This is a genomic window from Agathobacter ruminis (assembly GCF_002735305.1).
GTDB lineage: Bacteria > Bacillota > Clostridia > Lachnospirales > Lachnospiraceae > Roseburia > Roseburia ruminis.
Genome location: NZ_PDYG01000055.1, coordinates 1 through 23,652 on the forward strand (window position 1 = coordinate 1; position 23,652 = coordinate 23,652).

The window sequence follows — 23,652 nt, forward strand, 5'->3', positions numbered from 1 at the left end:
CTGGGAGAGCATCTGCCTTACAAGCAGAGGGTCACAGGTTCGAGCCCTGTAGGTCCCATTTGCGAAATCTTTCGCATTCAATTCAATATGGCGAGATAGCTCAGCTGGCTAGAGCACACGGTTCATACCCGTGGTGTCGAGGGTTCAAGTCCCCCTCTCGCTACTATCTACAAAGCCCGGAAGTTTCTTCCGGGTTTTTTGTTTTCTGCAATTCCAAGTTGACAAAACGGATTCGGTAGAGTACATAAACCGTCAGAAATGCTTGAAACGGATAGGTTGCTATGATAAAGTAAATAGATAATATGGAACAAGGAGAAACGGCAGATGTTACAGATACCGGGACCGCTTTGCGGAGACAAAAGAGCGAATGAGATTATCAATGGCTATATGAATCAGAGATTGGTGGCTCTGATGACGGATATCATCGCAGATTTTGATGAGGATACCATCGAGCAGAACCCCGAATTCGCAGAGGAAATCTTTTTCCTGTTTCCGGAAAATTATGAGAAAGAAAAACAACCGAAACTGTTTATGAAACTCTATCATCTTCTAAAGGCGGAGGATGAATTCGCCCCGGAGCAGATGATGGAATATGTTCTTGCACAGATTTTATATCTGTACAAAGATCTCGAAGAAAGCGTTCAGCCAATGATGCCGGAAAGGGCCTATGTATTGGAAAAACTGATCGAAGATTTCGAGGCAGACGGGGATAAGCAGGCGGAAAATGATGCGGCGGAATATCTGTCACAGCTTGAGAATCCGGCCGAATATCTTGACTTGATATTCTGGGATATGGATTTTGCGTTGCTTGATGAATATCAGGAAGAGGATCTGGCACGAAGTAATCCGGAGATTGCAAAAAATGCCAATTTTGAGGAGAAGTAGAGGAATAGCATGTTAAGACCAAAAATCGGATTGGATTGGGATGATGTGACCGCTCCGTTTAATGATATTGCAATTGAGATGGCCAATGAAAAATATCAGTTTGATCCTCCGCTGACACTCGGGGAGATTACTTCATGGGCCAATACCGGGCGCGCATCGGTCATCAAAGAATTTTACGGACAGGAAGCGCTTTATGAGCGTCAGACCGTTCCGGAAGAAAATAAAAAAATGATTGAAAAATTGATGGAGATTGCGGATGTGTATTTTATTACCGCTGCATATCCTCAATTTATGGGAATCCGCGCAAAACAGATACTGGATGCCTTTCCGGATTTTCCACCGGAGAATATCATCCTTGGAAATGCCAAGAATCTGGTACAGTTTGATATTATCCTGGATGATGCGATTCATAATGTGCTCGAATCACCTGCGGCTTATCCGGTATTGATGCGCAAGCCATGGAACTGGAAGATGACCGGACTCCTTTCGGTCAATTCCATGAAGGAGTTCGTATCGCTTGTGGAGCAGATTATGCTGGCAAGTCATACGAAAGTGACAGAAATCCAGGCACCTGCCGTATTGGCACTGGTCGGTCCGTCCGGATCGGGCAAGACGCATTTGTCGAACAGTCTGTGCGTGGATCCGCGCTTTGAGAATCCGCGTACCTATTGCACGAAGCGCAGTCATAATCACCGCTATTTGAGCGAAAAAGATTTTGCAAAGCAGAATTTTATTGAGCAGACACAATATGCGGGTGTGAAATACGGTACCAAAAAAGAAGATATTCAATCCATTCTCGATCAGGGGAAGTTTGCGGTAATGCCGCTTGATATGTGTGGCGCAATTGCGATGAAACAACATTTCAAAACCGCAATCATCTATTTGAACCGGGACAAAGAAATCCTGATTCATGACATTTTAAAAGAAGACTATACAATCGAAGAAAAGACATTGCGTATCCTTTCGATTGATGCGGAGAAGCGAAATCGGGAGATTTGTGATTTTGTCATCAACAATGACAAAGAGGATGCACTCGAGCAGGTAATCGGACTGACAGTCGGTACCATGATTACGGATGGCGGATTCTTTTCACAATTTGGTACTCAATAAAAAACCATGCACAACTTGTTTTTTGATGGGTAGGGGTATAAAATAACAATAGTGTTTTTCACGCATTTTATTATGAAGAAATAAAAAGGAGACGAAAAAATGTTTGGAAAATTGATTGATAGTTTAAAGGCCAGCCCTAAGAAAATTGTATTTACAGAAGGTTCTGATCCTCGTATTTTAGAGGCTTCAGCACGCCTTTTGTCAAGTAATTTCCTTCATCCGATTCTTGTCGGAAAAGAGGATGAGATTTTTGCAGCTGCAGAAAATGCAGGATTTAATGTTCACGGTGCGACCATCATCGATCCGGATCATTACGATCGCTTTGATGAAATGGTTGATTTGTTCTGTGAACTTAGAAAGAGCAAAGGTGTGACACCTGAGCAGGCAAGAAAGACCCTTTCCGCAGCAAATTATTTTGGAACCATGCTTGTAAAGATGGGTGTTGCAGACGCACTTCTCGGTGGAGCAACCTATTCTACAGCAGATACAGTTCGTCCGGCACTTCAGGTAATCAAGACCAAGCCGGGTAACTCAATTGTATCTTCTTGTTTCATCATGGTTCGTCCGGCAGCTTCCGGTGAGAACGAAGTACTCGCAATGGGTGACTGTGCAATTAATATCAAGCCTTCCGAGGATGATCTGGTTGAAATTGCAGGAGAGACAGCAGCTTGTGCGAAAATCTTTGGTATTGACCCGAAGGTTGCATTTTTAAGCTATTCTACATTGGGATCCGGAAAGGGAGAAGATGTAGACAAAATGCATAATGCATGTGCAAAGGCAAAGGAGAGATATCCAGAACTTGCCATTGACGGAGAATTACAATTCGACGCAGCGGTTTCACCTGCTGTAGCTCGTACAAAATGCCCGGATTCAAAAGTCGCAGGACATGCAAATACATTTATTTTCCCGGATATCAACGCCGGAAATATCGGATACAAGATTGCACAGCGTCTTGGTAACTTCGATGCATATGGACCAATCCTTTTGGGCCTGAATGCACCAATCAATGATTTGTCACGCGGATGCAACGCAATGGAAGTATATTCTATGGCAATCATTACAGCAGCGCTTGCTTAATCTTTGTAAATAAACAAGTTCATGAATCGGGCAGGAATCGAAATTTGGATCCCTGCCCCTTTTCTGTAAAGAAAGAGGACACAAATGAGAATTGGAATGGGATATGATGTACATCGTCTCGTTGAAGGCCGAAAGCTGATTGTGGGCGGTGTGGAAATTCCACATACTTTAGGATTGCTTGGGCATTCTGATGCAGATGTCCTGCTGCATGCCATAAGCGATGCGCTCCTTGGAGCTGCAGGACTTGGTGACATCGGGAAGCATTTCCCGGATACCGATCCGAAATATGCCGGAGCAGACAGTTTGAAACTGCTTGCCGAGGTTGGAACAATGATACAGGAAAAAGGATATTTGGTCGACAATATCGATGCAACGATTATTGCACAGAAGCCGAAATTTCGCCCTTATATCGAAGAAATGGAAGAGAATGTAGCCCGTGCACTGGAGATTTCTCCGGAGCAGGTAAATATAAAGGCAACAACCGAAGAGGGACTGGGATTTACAGGAACCGAAGAGGGAATTGCCGCACAGGCAGTCTGTATGCTCTCCGGCATCTACGAGTCGAGCATGGCAGTAGGTGGCGGCTGTAGCGGCTGTAGCGGCTGCGCAGGTAGATAATTCAGAACATACGGATTCATAAAAGGAGTACAACAAAAACTATGGAAAACAACTTCAAATTTTACAACACATTAACCAGAAAAATTGAAACTGTCATCCCGAACGAATCGGGCAAAATTGCAATGTATACCTGTGGACCGACAGTTTATCATTTTGCACATATCGGCAATATCCGATCTTATATCATGGAGGATCTGCTGGTGCGCGCGCTTCGCTATTACGGATATGATGTAAAGCGCGTTATGAATATTACGGATGTAGGCCATTTGTCCAGCGACGGTGACACCGGTGAAGATAAGATGGTAAAGGGTGCACAGCGTGAGCACAAGACCGTTATGGAAATCGCAAAAGAATATACGGATGCGTTCTTTCATGATTTTCAGGCAGTCGGCAATTGCATGCCGGATGTTGTAGAGCCGGCGACCAACTGCATTCCGGAATTTATTGAGATGATTGAAGGCTTACTCGATAAGGGATATGCATATCAGGCAGGTGGCAATGTTTATTTTGATACCTCCAAGCTGGATGATTATTTTGTATTTTCTTCTGCAGTTGAAAAGGAACAGCTTGAGGTTGGTGTCCGCGATGATGTGGAAGAGGATGCAAACAAGAAAAACAAGAATGACTTCGTGCTTTGGTTTACAAAATCAAAATTTGAAGATCAGGCTTTGAAATGGGACAGCCCATGGGGCGTAGGTTATCCGGGCTGGCACATCGAATGCTCATGCATCAGCAAGAAGCATCTCGGTGAATATATGGACATCCACTGTGGTGGTGTTGATAATATCTTCCCGCATCATACCAATGAGATTGCACAGTCTGAGGCTTATTTCGGACATAAATGGTGCAACAACTGGTTCCATGTACATCACCTGAATGACCGTGGCGGCAAGATGAGCAAGTCCAAGGGTGCGATTTTGACCGTATCGGTTCTTACAGAGAATGGATACAATCCGCTTGCATATCGCTTCTTCTGCCTGCAGTCACATTACCGCAAGCCACTTGAATATTCGACAGAAGCGCTCGATGCTGCACAGGCAACCTATGACAAGCTTGCAAAAAGAGTCGCTTCCCTCAAGGAGGCGGATGGCGCTGTGGATCAGAAACTGTTTGATGACTTTAAGGCACAGTTTACCGAGACAATCTCAAATGATTTGAATTCTGCGATGGCAATCACACTTGTCTATGATGTGCTCAAAGCAGATACCAATGATGCGACAAAGCTTGCAATCATCAATGATTTCGATCAGGTGCTCGCGCTTGATTTATATAACAACGGCAAAAAACTTGCAGAGAATGCGACAAATGTCGATGCAGATCTCGAAGCATGGATTTTGGCAAAAATCGAGGAACGCAAGGAAGCCAAGAAAGCAAAAGATTTTGCAAAGGCAGATGCAATCCGTGATGAAATGTTGGCAAAAGGTGTTGCAATTAAGGATACCCGTGAAGGCGTCGTATGGGAGCTCGTTTAATGGATCGTTATATCAAGGAAATCTTTGAAATACCGGAAGTGGATTTGCGTACCTATTCACCTTTGACTCTGGCATATATTGGTGATGGTATTTTTGACCTGATCATTCGTTCTGTCGTGGTTGGAAAAGGCAATACAAAGGCGTCCAATTTGCACAAGCGCACCAGCCGTATTGTAAAGGCGGAGACGCAGGCAAAGCTCGTTGAGGCGATTAAGGAGTCACTGACCGAAGAAGAGCACGATATTTACAAAAGAGGACGCAATGCAAAGTCATTTACCATGGCAAAGAATGCTTCCATGTCGGACTATCGCAAGGCAACGGGATTTGAGGCACTCGCGGGATATCTGTATCTCTCGGACCGCACGGAGCGCCTTGTGGAGTTGACCAAAGAAGGCTTGCAGAAACTGGAATTATTATAATTTTATAAAACATGTTTCGCCATATTTTATTCTGCTTAGAAAGAGGCTATAATGGAATTAGAAGAAAACAAAATTGAAGGACGCAATGCGGTATTGGAAGCGTTTCGTTCCGGAAAGACAATTGACAAGTTGTTTGTTCTTGACGGATGTCAGGATGGGCCGGTTCGCACGATTGTGCGGGAAGCAAAAAAGCATGATACACTGATTAATTTCGTCGCAAAAGAGCGATTGGATCAACTTTCCGAAACGGGAAAACATCAGGGTGTGATTGCAATTTCGGCAGCATATGATTATGTAGAGGTTGAGGAAATCTTAAAATCTGCCGAAAATAAAAATGAACCGCCATTTATCATCCTGTTAGATGGAATTGAGGACCCGCATAACCTGGGCGCGATTATTCGTACAGCAAATCTTGTGGGTGCACATGGAATTATCATTCCAAAGCGCAGAGCTGTGGGATTAACCCCTACGGTTGCAAAAACTTCCGCAGGTGCAATCAATTATACTCCGGTTGCAAAAGTAACCAATATGACACAGACCATCAAAGAATTAAAAGACAAGGGCATGTGGTTTGTATGTGCAGATATGGGCGGCACAGCCATGTATGATCTGGATTTGACAGGCCCGATTGGTCTCGTGATCGGCAACGAAGGAGATGGAGTCAGTAAACTTGTACGCGAGAATTGCGATATGATTGCATCCATCCCGATGAAAGGGGATATCGATTCGCTCAACGCGTCGGTTGCAACCGGTGTGTTGGCATATGAGATTCTTCGGCAGCGTATTCAAAAAGGCTAGAAGGGATGAACCGTGAATTATCAATCATTGACCGATGAAGAATTGATTTTGCGCAGCAGAGCTGCAGATGCGCAGGAATGCGCAGAAATAACCGATTATCTGCTGGCAAAATTTAAACCTTTGGTCCGAAGCATGTCAAATGAATTTTTTATCATCGGAGGCGATTCCGATGATTTGATACAGGAAGGGATGATAGGGCTTTTCAAAGCAATTCGTGATTATGATGTGCAGCGCGAGACGAGCTTTTCCACATTTGCAAATCTGTGTGTGAGAAGACAGATTTATTCCGCAATGGAAGCTTCAAATCGCAAGAAGCATACACCGCTGAATTCGTATATTTCGCTTTTTTCGGATGATGAAGAAGAAAAGAATTCTTTGGAAGAGCATTTGTTTGATGAGACAACCGTCAGCCCGGAACAACTGGTAATTGAACAGGAATTTTGGGAAGAATTCTATCAGGAATTGTGGAAGCGACTCAGCAAACTCGAAAGAGAAGTGCTTTCTCTCTACCGTGAGGGCAGAAGCTATACGGAGATTGCGGCAATCATGAATAAAGATCCAAAGGCAATTGATAATGCTTTGCAGCGGATAAGAAAGAAGGTGAGTTTATGGAATTTTCAAGAATCGGAACACGCACCATCCGGTGCATAATTACTGAGGAAGAGATCGCAAATCTTGGATACAGTCTTGATGAAATTCTGTCCAATGCAGACAAAACACAGGATTTCATGAATGAAATTTTTGATATTGCAGAACGGGAGATGGGCATCCAGTTTGATGTGGGAATGAAAACTGTTCGTGCCGATTTTCTTCCGAATCATACCATTTCGCTCACCTTTACAGTTGGAGATCGCAAGCAGGCTGTGACAGAATTGTTTGAACAGCTGGTTCGAAAAATTGAAAATGCTGATTTCTTATCATCTACGGAGGAAAAAACGGATTCGACAAAAGGAGACCTCAGCGAGATTAAACTCATGATGTTTACTTGCGATTCGTTTGACCGGCTCGCGATGGTCGCAAGAACCATTCAGCAGAATTATCCGGAAGTCGATGAGACAAGTGCACTTTATAAATTCAATGGATATTATTATATTAAGGTGGATACGGGTGATTTGTCAGAAGAAGGATATGATAACCTTTATTATATTGGAGATGAGCTGACGGATCATATCGTCCTGTTAGAAGGCGAAGTGGTTTACCGTATGGAGCATGGAGAGGTTGTGCTTGCAGATCATGCAATCTCAGCCCTTGCACAGCTGTAACAATCGGAAATCAAAAATAGTTCGGTACAGATTGTACCGAACTATTTTTTTTCTGCAGTAACCAATTGGTTACGACCATGTTCTTTTCCGTAATAGAGTAATTCGTCTGCGTGCTTGACCATTTCATCCGCACTGCGGAAACCGTTGGAATGAATCAGTCCGAAAGTCATATTGACGGAGAGTAGCTGTCCGTTGTACTGCACTTGATGTGTGCGTACTACATTGAGTGTCTGCTCCATGACTTCTTTGCACTCCGCGAGGGAACCACGCGTGAATATAATCAAAAATTCCTCGCCGCCCCATCGTGCACAGACACCGTAATTGCGCACCTGATTCTGCAAAATCCGGGCTATCTGCTGTAAAACGAGATCACCGCAATCGTGTCCGTAGTTGTCATTGAATTTTTTGAAAAAATCAATATCGCCGAGCGCAACACAGAATCCGTTTTCCATGCCGGCATTTTGCGCAAAGGTCTGCTCAAGTCTCATTTGTCCGCTGCGTCGATTGGACAAACCGGTCAGCATATCTTCATCGACAAGTTTTCGCAAAGAAGACTGCATATCGACAACCGAATGTGCCATATCGCCGAATTCATCTCTGCGTGCAAGCAATTCGGGTGAGACCGTATTGGACAGAGTCCCTTTTGCAACCTTGGCAAAAGCTCCGCTGAGCTTTTGGATGGTCTTGCGAAAATCATTCGAAAAATATTGAGACCAAAAGATTGCCAACACAGCAACCACCAGAATGAGGCAGACAATCGGTGCTACGGCCTGCAAAATCAATTTGCGCACACCTGATTTGGATTTGACGGCTGCCATCATTCCGACACATTGGTCGTTTGAGTTGTAAATAGGAGTGTAGTAGGCGTAATATTGTTCGCCGAGTACATTGATATTCTTGTAAAAATGATCTTCCTTCGCTTTGAAGACCGATTCGGTAATCTTGTCGTTGGCCTGCGAACCGACGATGCGCACATCATCCTGAGTCAGGGTGGTGAGGATACGCAGGCTACCGAGGAAGAGTGTATAATCGGTGCTGGAAGCCTCTTTCAGGGAATCAATCAACGCATAATTGGAATTTAAAATGGTATCTCCTTTTGTCACAACAGGCGACTCTCCCGAGGAGTCGACTGCGTAATCACCGGGATAAAGCTGATTGAATGAATTGATTGCGAGATTGGCCTGCGCACACAATTCTTCTTTCACTTCATCCTCCATTGATGATGTGACCCAGAAGATACCAAATATTGCGACTATGATTCCGATAAAAAGAATTGGAATAACGGTCATTCTTGCAAGAGAAGCCTGAATCCCCAGGCGCTTGGAAGTCTCTCGCATAAATGCCTCCTTTATTATCCGATTACTTTCTTGATGGATTCAATTACACGGTCAGCCTGGAAAGGCTTAACGATAAAGTCTTTTGCTCCGGATTGAATTGCTTCAATAACCATTGACTGCTGGCCCATAGCAGAGCACATGACACATACTGCATTAGGATCAGCTGCTTTGATTTCTTTCAATGCCTGAATACCGTCTTTGTTCGGCATTGTGATATCAAGGGTTACAAGATCCGGCTTTAATTCTGCATATTTTGCAACGGCCTCGTTACCATCGGCTGCTTCACCTGCAACTTCGTAACCACCCTTTGTAAGGATGTCCTTTAACATCATTCGCATGAAAGCTGCGTCATCAACGATTAATACACTTGCCATTTATTTTTCCTCCTGTTTTAAAATCTGTTTAACAATACTGATAGGATATAATTGCATCAACTGTGAATCAATCAAATCGCCTACCGTAAGTCGAAATGTTACTTTTACGATATCGCTGCCATTGCAAAGTTCCTCCGGAATTGTGAAAGTGGTTTTGAATTTGCTGTTGACCAGCGGAAAACCAATATCGGTTGGAACTTCCAATATGGTAGCCATGGATGTTGCTATGGTACCGCACATCTGATTCATGGCTTCAGAAATAGCAGATACGGACAATTCGTCCAAATCTGTTTGCTCCGGATGTCCATCGCCACCCATCATCAGATTCGCGATGATTACGGCATCGGAGACTTGTAGAACCATAAGATTCGTTCCGTCGAGACCTTTGGTATAAGGAATCTTGACCAGAACTCTGTCATCCCGCTGCAATTCGGTCTCATTGGTCAAAACATCGACAACCGGAGTCGTGATATTTGTGGCATGATTCAACATCAAACTGAGCGTAGTAGCTGCATTACCGATGCAGATATTGGCAACCTCACCAATGACATCGGCTTGTTCCATAGTAATTTTCTCCATATAAGATACCTCCATTAGTACCTATTTCCTAAACTAGATTATAACAAAGATAATAAGAATATGGAAGAAATATTTTCATTTTTTTTATTTATGTTAAAATTAATAAAGGGAAAATATAAAACCATTTCATCTACAATGCATATTGAACAAAAAAAGGAGTGTAATATGAGCTTATCAGACTATGAGGAAGCACGAAAACTCGGGAAAAAGGAGTATAAGTATTGCGTCTCAATCGGACGCTCGCCATACCTCCCTGTCCTCGAGGAGATTTTGTCGAATGAGCAGGTTCAGACAGAACAATATATGGGACTGTTGAATATTCCGCTTGATTTTGTGGTGGGAACTGCAACTGCGGGACGAACGACGGCTTTTGCGGCCAATTTCATGCCGATTTTGGATGATTCATCGGAATTCTCATTCAAATGGGATGTCCTGTCCGATGCCCAGGTCAATGAAGGCATTCGTGATCCAATCAAAGTATATGAATATATGAACCGCTATTACGTGGTTGAGGGAAATAAGCGTGTCAGCGTTATGAAATATTACGGAGCGGGGGCAATTCCGGCTTTTGTGACACGTAAAATTCCGAAACTGAGTGATGATCCGGAAATCAAATTGTATTATGAATTCATGGATTTCAACAAGAAGACCGGCATCAATACCATTGAATTCTCTGTATTCGGAAGTGCGCAGAAACTGCTGGACCATGTTGGCGCTCCGACACCGTGGGATGACAAGACGCTCGATGACTTTAACCGGGTGGTATTTATCTTTACAAAAGTATATAATGCACAGGGCGGACAGAAATTAAATCTCAAGCTTGGCGATGCGCTGGTCGCTTTCTTTAATGTATACGGTTATCAGGCTGCAACGGAGATGAACGAGGCGCAGTTTAATACCAGTATTCAGAAATGCTGGAATGAGATTACCAATATGTCCGAGCATTTCAAGGTAGATCTGGTTATGAATCCGGCGGAAGTCAAGGAGAGAAAGGGCTTATTCGGATGGCTTGGCGGTAATACGCAAAAGACCTGTACGGTTGCCTTTTTGTATCCGAAGTCCCCGGAAAAATCAGACTGGATTTATGCACATGAGCTGGGACGCAATTATCTCGAGGACACATTCCCGGATACGATTAAGACGATTCGCGTGGACGACGTCACTCCTAACAATGTGGTCAATGTGCTCGATGATGTCATTGCAGACGGCGCCACGATTATATTTGAAGTGGCACCGCAGCTGATGCAGGAGTCGCTGAAAATGGCTGTTGAGCATCCGGAAGTGGTGATCTTAAACTGCTCGCTCAATGCCCCGCACAAATATATTCGCACCTATTATGCGCGCATGTATGAAGCAAAATTCCTTGCCGGCATGATTGCGGGAGCACTTGCGGAAAATGACAAGATCGCTTATATTGCGGATTATCCGATTTACGGAATGATTGCGAATATTAACGCATTTGCATATGGCGCATCACTTGTGAATCCACGTGCAAAGATTTATCTGGACTGGTCGACACGCAAAAATTATGATTTTGAAAAACTGATGAATGACAATCAGATTCATATCGTATCCGATCAGGACATGATTACGCCGACGGATCCTTCGAGAAGCTTTGGATTGTATGCATATGATATTGATGGAGAACGCAAGAATCTGGTTATGCCAATCTGGAACTGGGGCGTATTCTACGAAAAACTGATTCAAAGTATCCTCTCCGGAACATTTGATTCCGAGGAATGGGATGAGAGACGACCTCTGAATTACTGGTGGGGCATGTCTGCAGGTGTGATTGATCTGATTGCATCCAAGAATGTACCTGTGTCGGTAACGGCTTTGATCGATCACATGAGAGACAATATCTGTCAGGGTGAATGGAATGTATTCTCCGGAGAAATCAGAGACCAGAACGGTGTGCGCAAAAATAAACAGCATCATACAATGCGCCCGGATGACATCATGAACATGGACTGGCTGGCTGAGAATGTCATAGGTTCGCTTCCGGAGATGAAAGATCTGATTGATGGTGCAAAAACAGTAGTAGAAATTAAGGGAGTCGAAGCATGAGAGTATTGTTTCTGGCAGATGTAGAATCACAAAAATATTGGGACTTTTTTGATAAAAGTGATTTTAAAGATATTGATTTGATTATTTCCTGCGGAGACTTAAAACCGGATTATCTGACCTATCTGACTACGATGACGGGGCTTGAAATCGCATATGTTCATGGAAATCATGACAAGCGTTACAAAGAGAGCCCGCCGGAAGGATGCATTTGCATCGAAGATCGTATTTTTACCTATCATGGAATTCGTTTTTTGGGTCTGGGCGGAAGTATGCGCTATAAACCGGGTGAGCATCAATATACCGAAGAGGAGATGCGCAAGCGAATCAAAAAATTAAAACACACAAAAGGATTCAAAAAAGGATTTGATGTGCTCGTGACGCATTCACCGGCGAGAGGATTGAATGACGGAGAAGATTTATGCCATATCGGATTTGAGTGCTTCAATGAACTGATTGAAAAATATGAGCCAAAATATTTTGTGCATGGCCATGTGCATATGAATTACGGCCGCAATGTTCCGCGCATTACGCAGGTGGGAAATACCACAGTAGTGAATGCATATGAAAAGTATATTTTGGATATCGATATTGACGAAAACAGGCCAAAACGTTTTTTCGAAAAAAATTAAAAAAAAGTTAGATTTAGTGTTGACATTTCATCGACCATACTGTATATTGTAATAGCTGTCGATGAGCAGCAACACATTGCTGGCATGGCTCAGGAGGTAGAGCGTCTCATTGGTAATGAGGAGGTCACGAGTTCAACTCTCGTTGCCAGCTTGAAAGGAAATCCGATTCGGATTTCCTTTTTTTGTATTCCGGATGATTATTACTTGAAATTGCAAGGCAAGTTATGATACCCTAGGAATAACCTGTTTAAACATGTGAAGGTAAGAGGGAGAAAACAATGGGCAGGACAAAATACGAAACAATTTTCAGGAACCTGAAGATGAAAATTGAAGCGGATGAATATGAATACCAGAGCATTTTGCCGTCCGAGCGCGAACTGATTCAGGAATATGACTGTTCCAGAAATACAGTGCGCAGAGCCCTGGCACAATTGGCAGAATTGGGATATGTGCAGGCCATCAACGGAATTGGCGTGCGCGTGATTTATAAAGAAGCAGATAAGGCAAGTTTTGTAATCGGCGGAATCGAGTCGTTTGAGGAGACCGCACGCAGGAATATGTTAAACAGTACGACAGAAGTTGTTTTGTTTACGGAAGTGATCGCGGATGCGCATATTGCAAGGCGCACCGGTTTTGCGGAAGGAACGGAACTGTATTATATACAGCGTGTGCGCAAACTGGATGGGAAACCTTGTATTTTGGATATCAACATGTTTGACAAAGAAAAAGTACCGGGACTGACAGAAGCAATTGCCCAAAAATCCATTTATGATTATATCGAAAACGAATTGGGGATGGAAATTGCCATGAGTAAGCGCAGGATGACCGTTGAGCGTGTCTCGCCGGCAGATGAAAAGTATCTGAGCCTGGGAGATTACAACTGTCTTGCGGTTGTGACCGGCCAGACATACAACGGTATGGGATTGATGTTCGAATATACACAATCCAGACATGTTCCGGAATATTTTTGTTTTATGGATACAGCAACCAGAAAGAAGGCGTAAAGCCTTCTTTTTTTTGCGCAAAAAATGTCATATTTCCTATTGACCTGTTTAAACAGCTGTGTTATATATAAGTTAGACCTGTTCAAACAGGTTAAAAAGTAATTAGAGAACTTAATGGTAAGTACCAAGGAATGAAAAAGAAGGAGAATGACATGGGAAAATTCACAGAAGAGAGTCAGCAATTGTTAAAGCTGATCGGTGGAAAGCAGAACATTGCCGCAGTGTCACATTGTGTGACCAGAATGCGTTTTGTTCTGAATGATCCGAGCGCGGCAGATGTTCCCGGAATTGAAAAAATCAAGGGCGTAAAGGGAACATTTACCCAGGCGGGTCAGTTTCAGGTAATTATCGGCCAGGAAGTAGCTGAATTTTATCAGGACTTTGTAAAAGTGGCCGGAGTGGAAGGCGTATCCAAAGACCAGGTAAAGAAGGCTGCAAAACAGAATCAGAATGCGTTACAGCGCGTGATGTCTGCTATCGCGGAAATTTTTGCTCCGTTGATTCCGGCTCTGGTAGTCGGCGGTTTGATTTTAGGTTTCCGAAATGTAATCGGCGAAATTGATTTCGGAAATGGAACCATTGTGTCACAGTCACAGTTTTGGGCCGGTGTGCATAGCTTTTTGTGGCTGATCGGTGAGGCAATTTTCCATATGCTTCCGGTCGGTATCTGCTGGTCGATTACGAAAAAGATGGGAACAACACAGATCCTTGGAATTATTCTCGGCTGTACGCTTGTATCAGGACAGCTCTTGAATGCGTACGGAGTGGCGGGTGCTGCTGCAGATGCAATTCCAAAGTGGGATTTCGGGTTTGTACAGGTGAATATGATTGGATATCAGGCACAGGTTATTCCGGCGATTCTTGCAGGATTCTGTCTGGTATTTCTGGAAAAATTCTTCCAGAAAATCTGTCCTAAGGTTATTTCGATGATTGTCGTGCCATTCTTCTCATTGGTTCTGGCGGTTATGGCATCTCATTTTATCCTTGGACCAATCGGCTGGAAAATCGGTTCATGGATTTCGGCCGGTGTGCATGCAGGTTTGACAAGTGGCGTGAACTGGTTGTTTGCAGGTGTATTCGGTATGTTCTATGCACCGCTTGTAATCACCGGTCTGCATCATATGACCAATGCCATCGATACACAGCTGGTTGCAGATTTCGGCGGTACCATTCTCTGGCCGATGATCGCACTCTCCAATATCGCACAGGGATCTGCGGTACTTGGTATGATTTACTTACAGAAGAAAAATACAAAATCAAAAGAGGTATCCATTCCGGCATGCATTTCCTGCTATCTTGGTGTAACAGAGCCTGCAATGTTCGGTGTCAACATTAAATACGGATTCCCGTTTGTCTCCGCTATGATCGGATCCTGTGCGGCGGCAATCATTTCGGTTGGAAGCGGTGTTATGGCCAATTCCATCGGTGTCGGTGGTATCCCGGGTATTTTGTCCATCCAGACACGCTATATGCTGATCTTTGCCCTGGCAATGGTTGTTGCAATTGTTGTTCCGTTTATTCTGACTGTGATTGTAGGAAAGAAGAAACTGACGACAGAAGATATCTACGGTGATGAAGCCACAGATACTCCTGTGACAGCTGAATCTGTCACTCTGGCAGCTGTTGCTGACGGAGAAGTGTTCCCGATTGAACAGGTAGAAGATGAAGTTTTTTCAAAAAAATTAATGGGCGACGGTTTTGCAATCAGACCGACAGGTGATACGGTATATGCGCCTTGCGATGCAACAGTCAGTGTTTTGATGGAGGAGAGTAAGCATGCGGTTGGACTGACTTTACCGGATCAGACGGAAATGCTGATCCATGTGGGAATTGATACGGTTGCAATGAATGGGGCAGGATTTGATTATCTGGTCGAAAAAGGACAGACAGTCAAAGCAGGAGAGCCGCTTATGAAATTCAGTAGGGAAGAAATTGCGAAAGCCGGAAAATCAGATGTGATTGTTTGTGCTTTGATGCCGACGGATGAGGCAAAAACATTCCGTTTTCACACCGGTGTAACGGCGAAAGCAAATGAGACCATTATTGTGGAGGAAAACAATGTCTGATTTCAAAGACAAAGTTGTATATCAAATTTATCCCAGATCGTTTTATGATACAAACGCGGATGGGGTTGGCGATTTAAGAGGAATCACCGAAAAACTTGATTATTTAAAACTGCTGGGTGTCGATTATATCTGGATTACGCCGTTTTTCGTTTCCCCGCAGCGGGACAACGGATATGATATTGCCGATTACAGGGCTATCGATCCGCGCTTTGGTACCATGCAGGATTTCGAAGAACTCTCTGCACAGGCGAAGTTGCGCGGAATCGGAATTATGCTTGATATGGTTTTCAATCATACTTCCACAGAACACGAATGGTTCCAAAAGGCAATCGCAGGTGATCCAAAATACATGGACTATTATATTTTCCGGGACGGGACGAAAGATTGTCCGCCGACCAACTGGCAATCCAAATTCGGGGGAAATGCATGGGCATTTCTCCCGGAACTTCAAAAATGGTATCTGCATTTATTTGATGTGACACAGGCGGATCTGAACTGGAAGAATCCGCTTGTGCGGGAAGAATTAAAAGAAATCATTCGATTTTGGAAAGCGAAAGGAGTCAGTGGATTCCGCTTTGATGTCATTAATCTGATTTCCAAACCGGACCTGTTTGAAGATGATAATGAAGGTGACGGACGCCGGTTTTATACGGACGGAAAACATGTGCATGAATATCTGAAGGAACTCGTTCGGGATACGGGAATTGCGGATATGATCACAGTGGGCGAAATGTCTTCGACGACGGTAGAAAATTGCATTCGCTACTCGAATCCGGCTGAGAAGGAACTGTCCATGTGTTTCCATTTTCATCATCTGAAAGTGGATTACAGGGACGGTGACAAATGGAAGCTGATGCCTTATGACAAAAAGGCCTTGACGAATCTGCTTCGCACCTGGCAGGAGAGGATGCAGGAGGGTGGAGGATGGTCTGCCGTCTTTTGGACGAATCACGATCAGCCGCGTACCATTTCCAGATTCGGAGACGAAAAGGAATATTGGGCACAGTCCGGCAAAATGCTTGCCGGTCTGATTCATATGATGCGAGGTACGCCTTATATCTACCAGGGAGAGGAAATCGGAATGCTCAATACGCATTTTGATTCCATAACACAATATCGTGATGTCGAGAGCCTAAACTATTATAAGATTCTTTGCGGGAATGGACTGACCGAGCAGGAGGCACTCACGGTTCTGGGTGCGAGATCGCGTGACAACGGAAGAACTCCGATGCAGTGGAATGGTGAAAAGAATGCCGGATTTTCAGAACATGAGCCGTGGATTGCGGTTCCTTCTTCCGATTATAAAGTGACGGTGGAAGCACAAAAGGATGATCCGGATTCCATTTTTTCTTTTTATCAGACATTGATTCGTTTGCGAAAAGAGCATCCGGCAATCTCGCATGGCACGATTGAATTCCAAAATACCGGAACCGAACAGGTGATGGCATACCTCAGGAAATCTGCAGACGAAAAGATAGCAATCTTTGCCAATCTTTCTGCCGAATCAATCGAAGCAGATCTGCCGGAAGGAGCATGGGAAACGATTTTGCTTAGCAATTATGAAGAAAAACCATTGCGCAGGGCAGGAAGAGTAACGCTTCGTCCGTATGAATTTGTGGCATATACTGACTGATTTTTTTGATGGTATTTTTTTAAAAGCAAAAATATTTACACTTGCATAAAACGTGTTTAGTCATTAAAATAATCATACAGTATTTTACATATTATTAAGGAGGAAGAATATGAAAAAGAAAATACTTTCATTGCTTATGGTAGCAGCACTCGCAGTTACCGGATTAACCGCTTGCGGTGGAAAGGACAACAAGTCTGGCAGTGATTCTGATGTTAAGATTGCTATGATTACTGACTCTGGTGACATCACTGATATGTCATTCAACCAGACTACTTACGAAGCTGCTGACAAGTTTGGTAAGGATCATGACATCGATTTCAAGTACTACAAGCCAACCGAGAACTCTGATGAAGCTCGTATCGCTTCATTCCAGAACGCAGTTGCAGATGGCTATAATGTAATCGTTGTACCGGGATACTTATTTGCTCCAATGATTGTCAATGTTGCAGATACAAATCCTGATGTTAAGATTATTGCACTTGATGTTTCTGAATTTGATATTACAGATGCAGCTGAGAAGGCAAACAAGAAGGATTATAAGATGCCAAGTAATGTTTGCTGCTTCACTTACTCTGAGGAACTTGCCGGATACATGGCAGGCTACGCAGTTGTAAAAGAAGGATACACCAAGCTTGGTTTCTTAGGTGGTGTTGCTGTTCCTGCAGTTATCCGTTACGGATATGGATATATCCAGGGCGCAAATGCAGCAGCTGTTGAACTTAAGAAGACTGCTGATGTTCAGATCAACTATGTATATGGTGGAGCTTTCGCAGGCGATCCTGCAATCACCGCTGTAATGGACACTTGGTATAAGGGTGGCACCGAAATCGTATTTGCTTGCGGTGGTGGTATTTATACTTCTGCTTGCGAAGCTGCTAAGGCTGCAAACGGAAAAGTTGTTGGTGTTGATACCGATCAGTCCGGAGTAATCAAGGACAGCTATGGAGTTGATGATCTTTGCGTAACTTCTGCTATGAAGGGACTTGCTGCTACAGTTACTGCTACATTGCAGGGCGTACTTGATGGCAAGTGGGATAGCGATTATGCTGGAAAATTCTCTAACCTTGGACTTGTTTCCGGAGATGACCCATCTTTGAACTATGTACAGCTTCCGACCGAGACCTGGCAGATGAAGAATTTCTCTGTTGATGATTACAAGGCTCTTGTAGCTGCTATGTACAATGGTGATGTTAAGGTAAGCAATGATACCGAGAATGCACCTACTACAGAGATTAAGGTTGAATACTTCGACAATATCAAATAATTAAGCTGACTTAATTATTCGGGGGAGGAGCAATCCTCCCCCTTTTATCGAATAAACATAGGAAAAGCCATAGAACTTATTATTGCATTTCAAAATGGAACAGTAAATTCTATGGTTTTTATATGGCCTGTTATGGTAATATATAAGTATCAAAAAATACCTAAGAAAGGTGTCAGTTATGGAAGATTATGTAATTGAAATGTTGCATATTACGAAGGAATTCCCGGGAATTATTGCAAATGATGATATCACCCTGCAATTAAAGCGCGGGGAGATTCATGCACTTCTCGGAGAAAACGGTGCAGGAAAGTCTACATTGATGAGTGTATTGTTTGGTTTGTACACTCCGGAAAAAGGTGTCATCAAAAAGGATGGCAAAGAGGTTAAAATCAATAACCCAAATGATGCAACCGATTTGGGAATCGGAATGGTACATCAGCATTTTATGCTGGTTGATATCTTTACGGTACTGGATAATATTATCCTTGGTGCAGAGCCGAACAAAATGGGCTTTTTGACAAAAGCACAGGCGCGTGAGAAAGTGATTGCACTTTCCGAAAAGTATAATCTGAGCGTGAATCCGGATGCAAAGATCGAAGATATCACGGTTGGGATGCAGCAGCGTGTCGAAATTCTCAAGATGCTTTATCGTGACAATGATATTCTGATTTTTGATGAGCCGACAGCGGTTCTGACCCCTCAGGAAATCAGCGAGCTGATGAAAATCATGAAGAATCTCGCAGCTGAGGGAAAATCGATTTTGTTTATCACACACAAATTAAACGAGATTATGGAAGTGGCAGACCGATGCAGTATCCTTCGAAAGGGCAAATATATCGGTACGGTTGATGTTGCAAACACGACCAAAGAAGAATTGTCATCCATGATGGTTGGCCGTGAAGTAAAATTTGCAGTAGATAAGGCAGAGGCAAAACCGGCTGAAGAAGTGCTGCGCGTGGAGCATGTCAGCTTAAAGAGCAAATTGCATAACAATGATGCGGTCCATGATGTATCTTTCAATGTGCGTGCAGGTGAGATTGTATGTATCGCAGGTATCGATGGAAACGGACAGACAGAATTCGTAAACGGTCTGACCGGTCTGGATCATTTCTATGAAGGCAGGATTACTCTGGCGGGACAGGATATCACCAAGAAATCCATCCGTTACCGCAATACACATGGCATGAGTCATGTCCCGGAAGACCGTCATAAGCATGGTCTGGTTATGGACTACAGTCTTCAGGAAAATATGATTTTGCAGCGTTATTTTGAGCCGGAATTCTCCAAAGCCGGATTCATTAAGAATGATGCAATGAAAAATTACTCAAACCAGCTGTCAGAGCGATTCGATGTGCGTTCCGGTGAGGGCGCAAAGACCATCGTTCGTTCAATGTCCGGTGGTAACCAGCAAAAAGCAATCGTTGCCCGTGAGATGGATCGTGATCATAAGCTTTTGGTTGCTGTGCAGCCGACACGTGGACTTGATGTCGGTGCTATTGAATATATTCATAAAGAAATTGTCAAAGAGCGTGATGCAGGCTCTGCCATTCTTTTGGTTTCGTTGGAACTCGATGAAGTTATGAATTTGTCCGACAGAATTCTTGTCATGTACGAAGGCGAGATCGTCGGAGAAGTAGATCCAAAGAAGACCACATTGCAGGAACTCGGATTATACATGTCCGGTGCAAAACGAGACGAAAGAAAGGAGGCCTAAGTCGATGAAGAACAAGACAGGCTTTATGAGACGACCTGGGGTACAGACCCTGATCGCATCGATTTTATGTGCCGTTCTCGGTATCGTAATCGGATTTTTGATTTTGCTGGCAATCAATCCTTCCCATGCAGGAGAAGGCATCTGGGCCATCTTAAAGAATTTTTTCAAATACAATAACAATACCACCACGATGTTGTATTATCTGGGATCAACTCTGGTGAAGTCACTTCCGCTGATTCTTTGTGCGGAAGCAATCCTGTTTGCCTACAAAGCAGGTTTGTTCAATATTGGTGCAGCCGGACAGTACACAGCCGGACTGATCGCCAGCTTATATACCTCTCTGGCTTTGGGCTGGAGCTGGTGGGCATGCCTCTTGTCAGCATTACTTGCCGGAGCGTTTTGGGGCTTTTTGAGCGGTATGTTTAAAGCATTTTTTGCAGTCAACGAAGTCATCGCTGGTATTATGTTAAACTGGATTGCACTTTATCTGGCCAATACCATTCTTGCGAATGAGAAGATTATGGATATCAGTAAATCCGAGACCTATGGCATTCCGCAGAAGGGAATTATCCCGGGATTCATGCAGCCGGTATTCGGAAATAACCAGTATATGACGATCGCATTGCCACTCACAATTATTGTTGCGATTTTGATTTATCTAATTCTGAACCGCACAACCTTTGGTTATGAGCTCAAAGCAACCGGATACAACAAAGATGCGGCAAAATATGCCGGAATGAATGCAAAGCGCAATATTATCCTTACGATTGTGATTTCCGGTGCGATTGCCGGACTTGCTGCGGGATGTCATTATTTGACTGGAATCGAGCATTATTCGATTTCCGCTTCCGTTCCGGCGATGGGCTTTAACGGAATCGCTGTTGCTTTCCTCGGTGGATTGAATCCAATCGGAGCGATTTTTGCGGGATTCTTTATCGAATATCTGACTATGGGTGGTCAGTACCTCGATACGAGATATTTCAATCCACAGATTGCGGACCTGATGGTTGCAATTATTATCTATCTTTGTGGTTTTGTATTATTTATCAAATATCTTCTCAACAAAAAGAAGAGTGCGGTAATTGTAAATGCAAATGCCCAAACAACACAGGATGATGGAAAGGAGGAGCAGTAGAATGTTATTATTGATTCAATATACTCTGATCTTTGCATCTGTTTTAATCCTGGTTGCGCTTGGCGGAATGTTTTCCGAGCGAAGCGGAATCATCAACCTCGGACTTGAGGGAATTATGGTATTTGGTGCAATGGCCGGTGCAATGGTAATGGTTTTACTCCCGGACAACACACCAAAGATTGTGGTGATTGTTTTGACAATGCTTGCTGCTGCGGCAGCCGGAATGATTACGTCATTGTTCATCGCTGTGGCTGCAATCAATTTCAAGGCGGATCAGACACTGGTTGGAACTGCCGTTAATATGATTGGTGTTGCAGGTGCAACCGTAATCGTAAAGGCATTTAATACAAATCGTTCTAACGGAACGGATTTTTCACCAAAGCTCGATTATGTAAAGGGACAGGAAGCATTCTCATTCCACATTGGGGATTTGCGTTTGAACTGGTTCATTGTAGTAGCAATCGTTTTGCTTGTGGTAGCAACCGTTTATTTCTACAAGACCAAATCCGCATTGCGCCTTCGCGCATGTGGTGAGCATCCGCAGGCTGCGGACTCTGTCGGCATCAATGTTTACAAAATGCGCTATCTGGGTGTTCTGATTTCAGGATTCCTCGGAGGTCTCGGTGGTATTATTTATATTTCCGCAGCAACTTCCACCTGGCATTTTGATTATGGTGTTGCCGGTGCAGGATTTCTTGCCCTGGCAGTTATGATTTTTGGACAGTGGAAGCCGGAGAGAATTGCATGGTCTGCTGTGATCTTTGCATTATTTAAGGCACTTTCAAGTGTTTATATGGGAATTGATTTCCTCAAAGCACTTCCGATTTCAGGAACGGTATATAACATGTTGCCATATATTGTTTCTCTGATTGTGCTTGCGTTTACTTCCAAGAATTCAAGAGCTCCGAAAGCCGAAGGTATTCCATACGATAAAGGAGCCAGATAACAGAAATGTATTATTTAGTAATAGGCAATATCATATCCTTTGCCGGAGCCATTGTGATGGTTCTCATCGGATTGATCAAAGAACGAAAAAAAATATTGTCTGCTCAGATTGCTCAGTTCTCTTTAATGGGACTGGGCAATCTCGTGCTAGGCGGACCGACAGGGTTTATCACCAATATGGTCAGCATTGTGCGCAATCTCATTTGCTTCAAATGGGAATTTACATGGCCGCTTAAAATCGGCTTTATTGTATTACAGACAGTGCTTGCCGCAATCTTTAATCAAAATGGTTTAATCGGCTGGTTCCCGGTCATCGGAACAGCTATGTTTACTTTCTTTATGGACACTGATAGTGATATCACCTTAAAAGTGATCATCATCCTATCCGAGGTACTTTGGTGTATCTTTGATTTTTCTGTGAAGAATTTTTCTTCATTGGCCTTCGATGTATTGACGATGATTTCCACGACAGTCGGAATCATTATGATTTTGAAGGAGCGGGGAAATGAGAAGATGGATGTATTGGGCGAACACGCATAAGCTAAGAAGGAAGGAATAATGATGAAACCGATTATTATTGGAATTGCCGGCGGAACAGGTTCCGGAAAATCGACTTTTACAAACAAGATAAAGGATGCTTTCCCGAATGATACTTCGATTATCTATTATGATAATTATTACAAATCGCAGGATGACATCCCGTTTGAACAACGCAAATTGCAAAACTATGATCATCCATCCGCTTTTGAAACAGAATTGCTGTTGGAGCATCTCGAATGCCTCAAGCGTGGAGAATCGGTGCAATGCCCGGTTTATGATTACACACAGCATACCCGTTCCAAGGAGGTTGTCGAGATTAATCCGAGTCCGGTCATTATTCTGGAAGGAATTCTTGTTTTGCAGGATGAGCGTCTGCGCAACCAGATGGATATCAAGGTTTATGTGGATGCGGATGCAGATGAGAGAATTCTTCGCCGTGCCGTGCGAGATGTGGAAGAGAGAGGTCGTGACCTACAGGGAATAGTGGATCAGTATCTGACTACGGTAAAGCCAATGCATTATATTTATGTAGAGCCGACCAGAGCACTTGCCGATGTTGTCTTAAACAGCGGAATGAATGATGTGGCCTTTGATGTGGTTTCTGCTAAAATTCGCAGTATCTTAAATGGTGTATAGAGTGCTATAATAGTACGAGCAGAATTATTAAGACTAACTATTAAAGAAAGTCAATAAAAATGTTTTAAAACAGAAATGTTTTGAATAA

At 43.5% G+C, this 23,652-nt stretch carries 23 protein-coding genes and 2 tRNA genes; 22 read left to right on the top strand and 3 right to left on the bottom strand.

The window, feature by feature from the left end; genetic code table 11:
* The first annotated feature begins 89 nt into the window (after positions 1-89).
* The 10 genes from CSX02_RS07830 to CSX02_RS07875 all read left to right on the top strand — a co-directional run bounded on the left by CSX02_RS07830 (position 90) and on the right by CSX02_RS07875 (position 7,641).
* Positions 90-163, top strand: a tRNA-Met gene (locus CSX02_RS07830).
* Between the two features lie 161 nt (positions 164-324).
* Positions 325-885, top strand: coding sequence for a hypothetical protein (locus tag CSX02_RS07835; RefSeq protein ID WP_099386258.1), 561 nt, complete (start codon positions 325-327; stop codon positions 883-885).
* A 9-nt stretch (positions 886-894) separates the two neighbouring features.
* On the top strand, positions 895-1,995 hold the full coding sequence (locus CSX02_RS07840; protein ID WP_081826663.1) for a 5' nucleotidase, NT5C type: 1,101 nt from the start codon (positions 895-897) through the stop codon (positions 1,993-1,995).
* A gap of 99 nt (positions 1,996-2,094) precedes the next feature.
* On the top strand, positions 2,095-3,072 hold the full coding sequence (gene pta, locus CSX02_RS07845) for a phosphate acetyltransferase (protein WP_099386259.1): 978 nt from the start codon (positions 2,095-2,097) through the stop codon (positions 3,070-3,072).
* Between the two features lie 84 nt (positions 3,073-3,156).
* Positions 3,157-3,690, top strand: a complete 534-nt coding sequence (ispF, locus tag CSX02_RS07850; protein WP_099386260.1) for a 2-C-methyl-D-erythritol 2,4-cyclodiphosphate synthase — start codon at positions 3,157-3,159, stop codon at positions 3,688-3,690.
* A 41-nt stretch (positions 3,691-3,731) separates the two neighbouring features.
* Positions 3,732-5,162: a cysteine--tRNA ligase gene (cysS, locus tag CSX02_RS07855; protein WP_099386261.1), complete on the top strand. Its 1,431-nt coding sequence runs from the start codon at positions 3,732-3,734 to the stop codon at positions 5,160-5,162.
* On the top strand, positions 5,147-5,581 hold the full coding sequence (locus CSX02_RS07860; protein WP_099386262.1) for a Mini-ribonuclease 3: 435 nt from the start codon (positions 5,147-5,149) through the stop codon (positions 5,579-5,581). Before cysS ends, CSX02_RS07860 begins: the two co-directional genes overlap by 16 nt.
* Positions 5,582-5,632: 51 nt before the next feature.
* Positions 5,633-6,379 (top strand): 23S rRNA (guanosine(2251)-2'-O)-methyltransferase RlmB, encoded by a 747-nt coding sequence (gene rlmB / locus CSX02_RS07865; RefSeq protein WP_031542997.1) that lies wholly within the window; start codon positions 5,633-5,635, stop codon positions 6,377-6,379.
* A 12-nt stretch (positions 6,380-6,391) separates the two neighbouring features.
* Positions 6,392-7,030, top strand: coding sequence for a sigma-70 family RNA polymerase sigma factor (locus CSX02_RS07870; protein WP_099386263.1), 639 nt, complete (start codon positions 6,392-6,394; stop codon positions 7,028-7,030).
* A complete protein-coding gene (locus CSX02_RS07875) occupies positions 6,988-7,641 on the top strand; it encodes an adaptor protein MecA (protein ID WP_099386264.1) in 654 nt (217 codons plus the stop codon). Before CSX02_RS07870 ends, CSX02_RS07875 begins: the two co-directional genes overlap by 43 nt.
* Positions 7,642-7,682: 41 nt before the next feature.
* Here the strand turns inward: CSX02_RS07875 and CSX02_RS07880 are convergent, their stop codons facing one another.
* The 3 genes from CSX02_RS07880 to CSX02_RS07890 are packed head-to-tail and all read right to left on the bottom strand — an operon-like array spanning position 7,683 to position 9,931.
* Positions 7,683-8,978, bottom strand: a complete 1,296-nt coding sequence (locus CSX02_RS07880) for a diguanylate cyclase (protein ID WP_099386265.1) — start codon at positions 8,976-8,978, stop codon at positions 7,683-7,685.
* Between the two features lie 14 nt (positions 8,979-8,992).
* A complete protein-coding gene (locus CSX02_RS07885) occupies positions 8,993-9,352 on the bottom strand; it encodes a response regulator (RefSeq protein ID WP_031543005.1) in 360 nt (119 codons plus the stop codon).
* The gene (locus tag CSX02_RS07890; protein ID WP_031543007.1) at positions 9,353-9,931 is read right to left on the bottom strand and encodes a chemotaxis protein CheC; all 579 of its coding nucleotides are present in this window, start codon (positions 9,929-9,931) and stop codon (positions 9,353-9,355) included.
* A gap of 165 nt (positions 9,932-10,096) precedes the next feature.
* Between CSX02_RS07890 and CSX02_RS07895 the strand changes: the two genes are divergently transcribed.
* The 12 genes from CSX02_RS07895 to udk all read left to right on the top strand — a co-directional run bounded on the left by CSX02_RS07895 (position 10,097) and on the right by udk (position 23,564).
* Complete coding sequence (locus CSX02_RS07895) at positions 10,097-11,998, top strand: BMP family ABC transporter substrate-binding protein (RefSeq protein WP_099386273.1); 1,902 nt, start codon at positions 10,097-10,099, stop codon at positions 11,996-11,998.
* On the top strand, positions 11,995-12,627 hold the full coding sequence (locus CSX02_RS07900; RefSeq protein ID WP_099386266.1) for a metallophosphoesterase family protein: 633 nt from the start codon (positions 11,995-11,997) through the stop codon (positions 12,625-12,627). Before CSX02_RS07895 ends, CSX02_RS07900 begins: the two co-directional genes overlap by 4 nt.
* Before the next feature lie 78 nt (positions 12,628-12,705).
* Positions 12,706-12,778, top strand: a tRNA-Thr gene (locus tag CSX02_RS07905).
* Positions 12,779-12,905: 127 nt separating this feature from the next.
* Positions 12,906-13,631, top strand: a complete 726-nt coding sequence (gene treR / locus CSX02_RS07910; RefSeq protein WP_099386267.1) for a trehalose operon repressor — start codon at positions 12,906-12,908, stop codon at positions 13,629-13,631.
* A 152-nt stretch (positions 13,632-13,783) separates the two neighbouring features.
* Positions 13,784-15,697, top strand: a complete 1,914-nt coding sequence (gene treP / locus CSX02_RS07915; RefSeq protein WP_099386268.1) for a PTS system trehalose-specific EIIBC component — start codon at positions 13,784-13,786, stop codon at positions 15,695-15,697.
* Entirely contained in the window at positions 15,690-17,330 is a 1,641-nt protein-coding gene (gene treC, locus CSX02_RS07920; RefSeq protein ID WP_099386269.1) for an alpha,alpha-phosphotrehalase, read from the top strand. The genes treP and treC overlap by 8 nt, the downstream gene beginning before the upstream one ends.
* Positions 17,331-17,439: 109 nt before the next feature.
* Positions 17,440-18,594 (top strand): BMP family lipoprotein, encoded by a 1,155-nt coding sequence (locus tag CSX02_RS07925; protein WP_031543018.1) that lies wholly within the window; start codon positions 17,440-17,442, stop codon positions 18,592-18,594.
* A gap of 178 nt (positions 18,595-18,772) precedes the next feature.
* The gene (locus CSX02_RS07930; RefSeq protein ID WP_099386270.1) at positions 18,773-20,308 is read left to right on the top strand and encodes an ABC transporter ATP-binding protein; all 1,536 of its coding nucleotides are present in this window, start codon (positions 18,773-18,775) and stop codon (positions 20,306-20,308) included.
* Positions 20,309-20,312: 4 nt separating this feature from the next.
* Positions 20,313-21,443, top strand: a complete 1,131-nt coding sequence (locus tag CSX02_RS07935) for an ABC transporter permease (protein ID WP_099386271.1) — start codon at positions 20,313-20,315, stop codon at positions 21,441-21,443.
* Between the two features lies 1 nt (position 21,444).
* Positions 21,445-22,389 (top strand): ABC transporter permease, encoded by a 945-nt coding sequence (locus CSX02_RS07940; RefSeq protein ID WP_031543024.1) that lies wholly within the window; start codon positions 21,445-21,447, stop codon positions 22,387-22,389.
* Positions 22,390-22,394: 5 nt separating this feature from the next.
* Positions 22,395-22,928, top strand: a complete 534-nt coding sequence (locus tag CSX02_RS07945; protein ID WP_099386272.1) for a YgjV family protein — start codon at positions 22,395-22,397, stop codon at positions 22,926-22,928.
* A gap of 21 nt (positions 22,929-22,949) precedes the next feature.
* A complete protein-coding gene (gene udk / locus CSX02_RS07950; protein WP_031543028.1) occupies positions 22,950-23,564 on the top strand; it encodes a uridine kinase in 615 nt (204 codons plus the stop codon).
* The last annotated feature ends 88 nt before the right edge of the window (positions 23,565-23,652 follow it).

Bases quoted from the DNA above. Each gene is read 5' to 3' on its own strand.
- CSX02_RS07880 (WP_099386265.1), bottom strand. From the start codon at position 8,978: ATGCGAGAGACTTCCAAGCGCCTGGGGATTCAGGCTTCTCTTGCAAGA.
- rlmB (WP_031542997.1), top strand. From the start codon at position 5,633: ATGGAATTAGAAGAAAACAAAATTGAAGGACGCAATGCGGTATTGGAA.
- CSX02_RS07930 (WP_099386270.1), top strand. From the start codon at position 18,773: ATGGAAGATTATGTAATTGAAATGTTGCATATTACGAAGGAATTCCCG.
- ispF (WP_099386260.1), top strand. From the start codon at position 3,157: ATGAGAATTGGAATGGGATATGATGTACATCGTCTCGTTGAAGGCCGA.
- CSX02_RS07895 (WP_099386273.1), top strand. From the start codon at position 10,097: ATGAGCTTATCAGACTATGAGGAAGCACGAAAACTCGGGAAAAAGGAG.
- CSX02_RS07840 (WP_081826663.1), top strand. From the start codon at position 895: ATGTTAAGACCAAAAATCGGATTGGATTGGGATGATGTGACCGCTCCG.
- treR (WP_099386267.1), top strand. From the start codon at position 12,906: ATGGGCAGGACAAAATACGAAACAATTTTCAGGAACCTGAAGATGAAA.
- CSX02_RS07860 (WP_099386262.1), top strand. From the start codon at position 5,147: ATGGGAGCTCGTTTAATGGATCGTTATATCAAGGAAATCTTTGAAATA.
- CSX02_RS07875 (WP_099386264.1), top strand. From the start codon at position 6,988: ATGGAATTTTCAAGAATCGGAACACGCACCATCCGGTGCATAATTACT.
- CSX02_RS07925 (WP_031543018.1), top strand. From the start codon at position 17,440: ATGAAAAAGAAAATACTTTCATTGCTTATGGTAGCAGCACTCGCAGTT.
- CSX02_RS07935 (WP_099386271.1), top strand. From the start codon at position 20,313: ATGAAGAACAAGACAGGCTTTATGAGACGACCTGGGGTACAGACCCTG.
- CSX02_RS07835 (WP_099386258.1), top strand. From the start codon at position 325: ATGTTACAGATACCGGGACCGCTTTGCGGAGACAAAAGAGCGAATGAG.
- treP (WP_099386268.1), top strand. From the start codon at position 13,784: ATGGGAAAATTCACAGAAGAGAGTCAGCAATTGTTAAAGCTGATCGGT.
- CSX02_RS07945 (WP_099386272.1), top strand. From the start codon at position 22,395: ATGTATTATTTAGTAATAGGCAATATCATATCCTTTGCCGGAGCCATT.
- treC (WP_099386269.1), top strand. From the start codon at position 15,690: ATGTCTGATTTCAAAGACAAAGTTGTATATCAAATTTATCCCAGATCG.
- CSX02_RS07940 (WP_031543024.1), top strand. From the start codon at position 21,445: ATGTTATTATTGATTCAATATACTCTGATCTTTGCATCTGTTTTAATC.
- CSX02_RS07890 (WP_031543007.1), bottom strand. From the start codon at position 9,931: ATGGAGAAAATTACTATGGAACAAGCCGATGTCATTGGTGAGGTTGCC.
- cysS (WP_099386261.1), top strand. From the start codon at position 3,732: ATGGAAAACAACTTCAAATTTTACAACACATTAACCAGAAAAATTGAA.
- udk (WP_031543028.1), top strand. From the start codon at position 22,950: ATGAAACCGATTATTATTGGAATTGCCGGCGGAACAGGTTCCGGAAAA.
- CSX02_RS07885 (WP_031543005.1), bottom strand. From the start codon at position 9,352: ATGGCAAGTGTATTAATCGTTGATGACGCAGCTTTCATGCGAATGATG.
- CSX02_RS07900 (WP_099386266.1), top strand. From the start codon at position 11,995: ATGAGAGTATTGTTTCTGGCAGATGTAGAATCACAAAAATATTGGGAC.
- pta (WP_099386259.1), top strand. From the start codon at position 2,095: ATGTTTGGAAAATTGATTGATAGTTTAAAGGCCAGCCCTAAGAAAATT.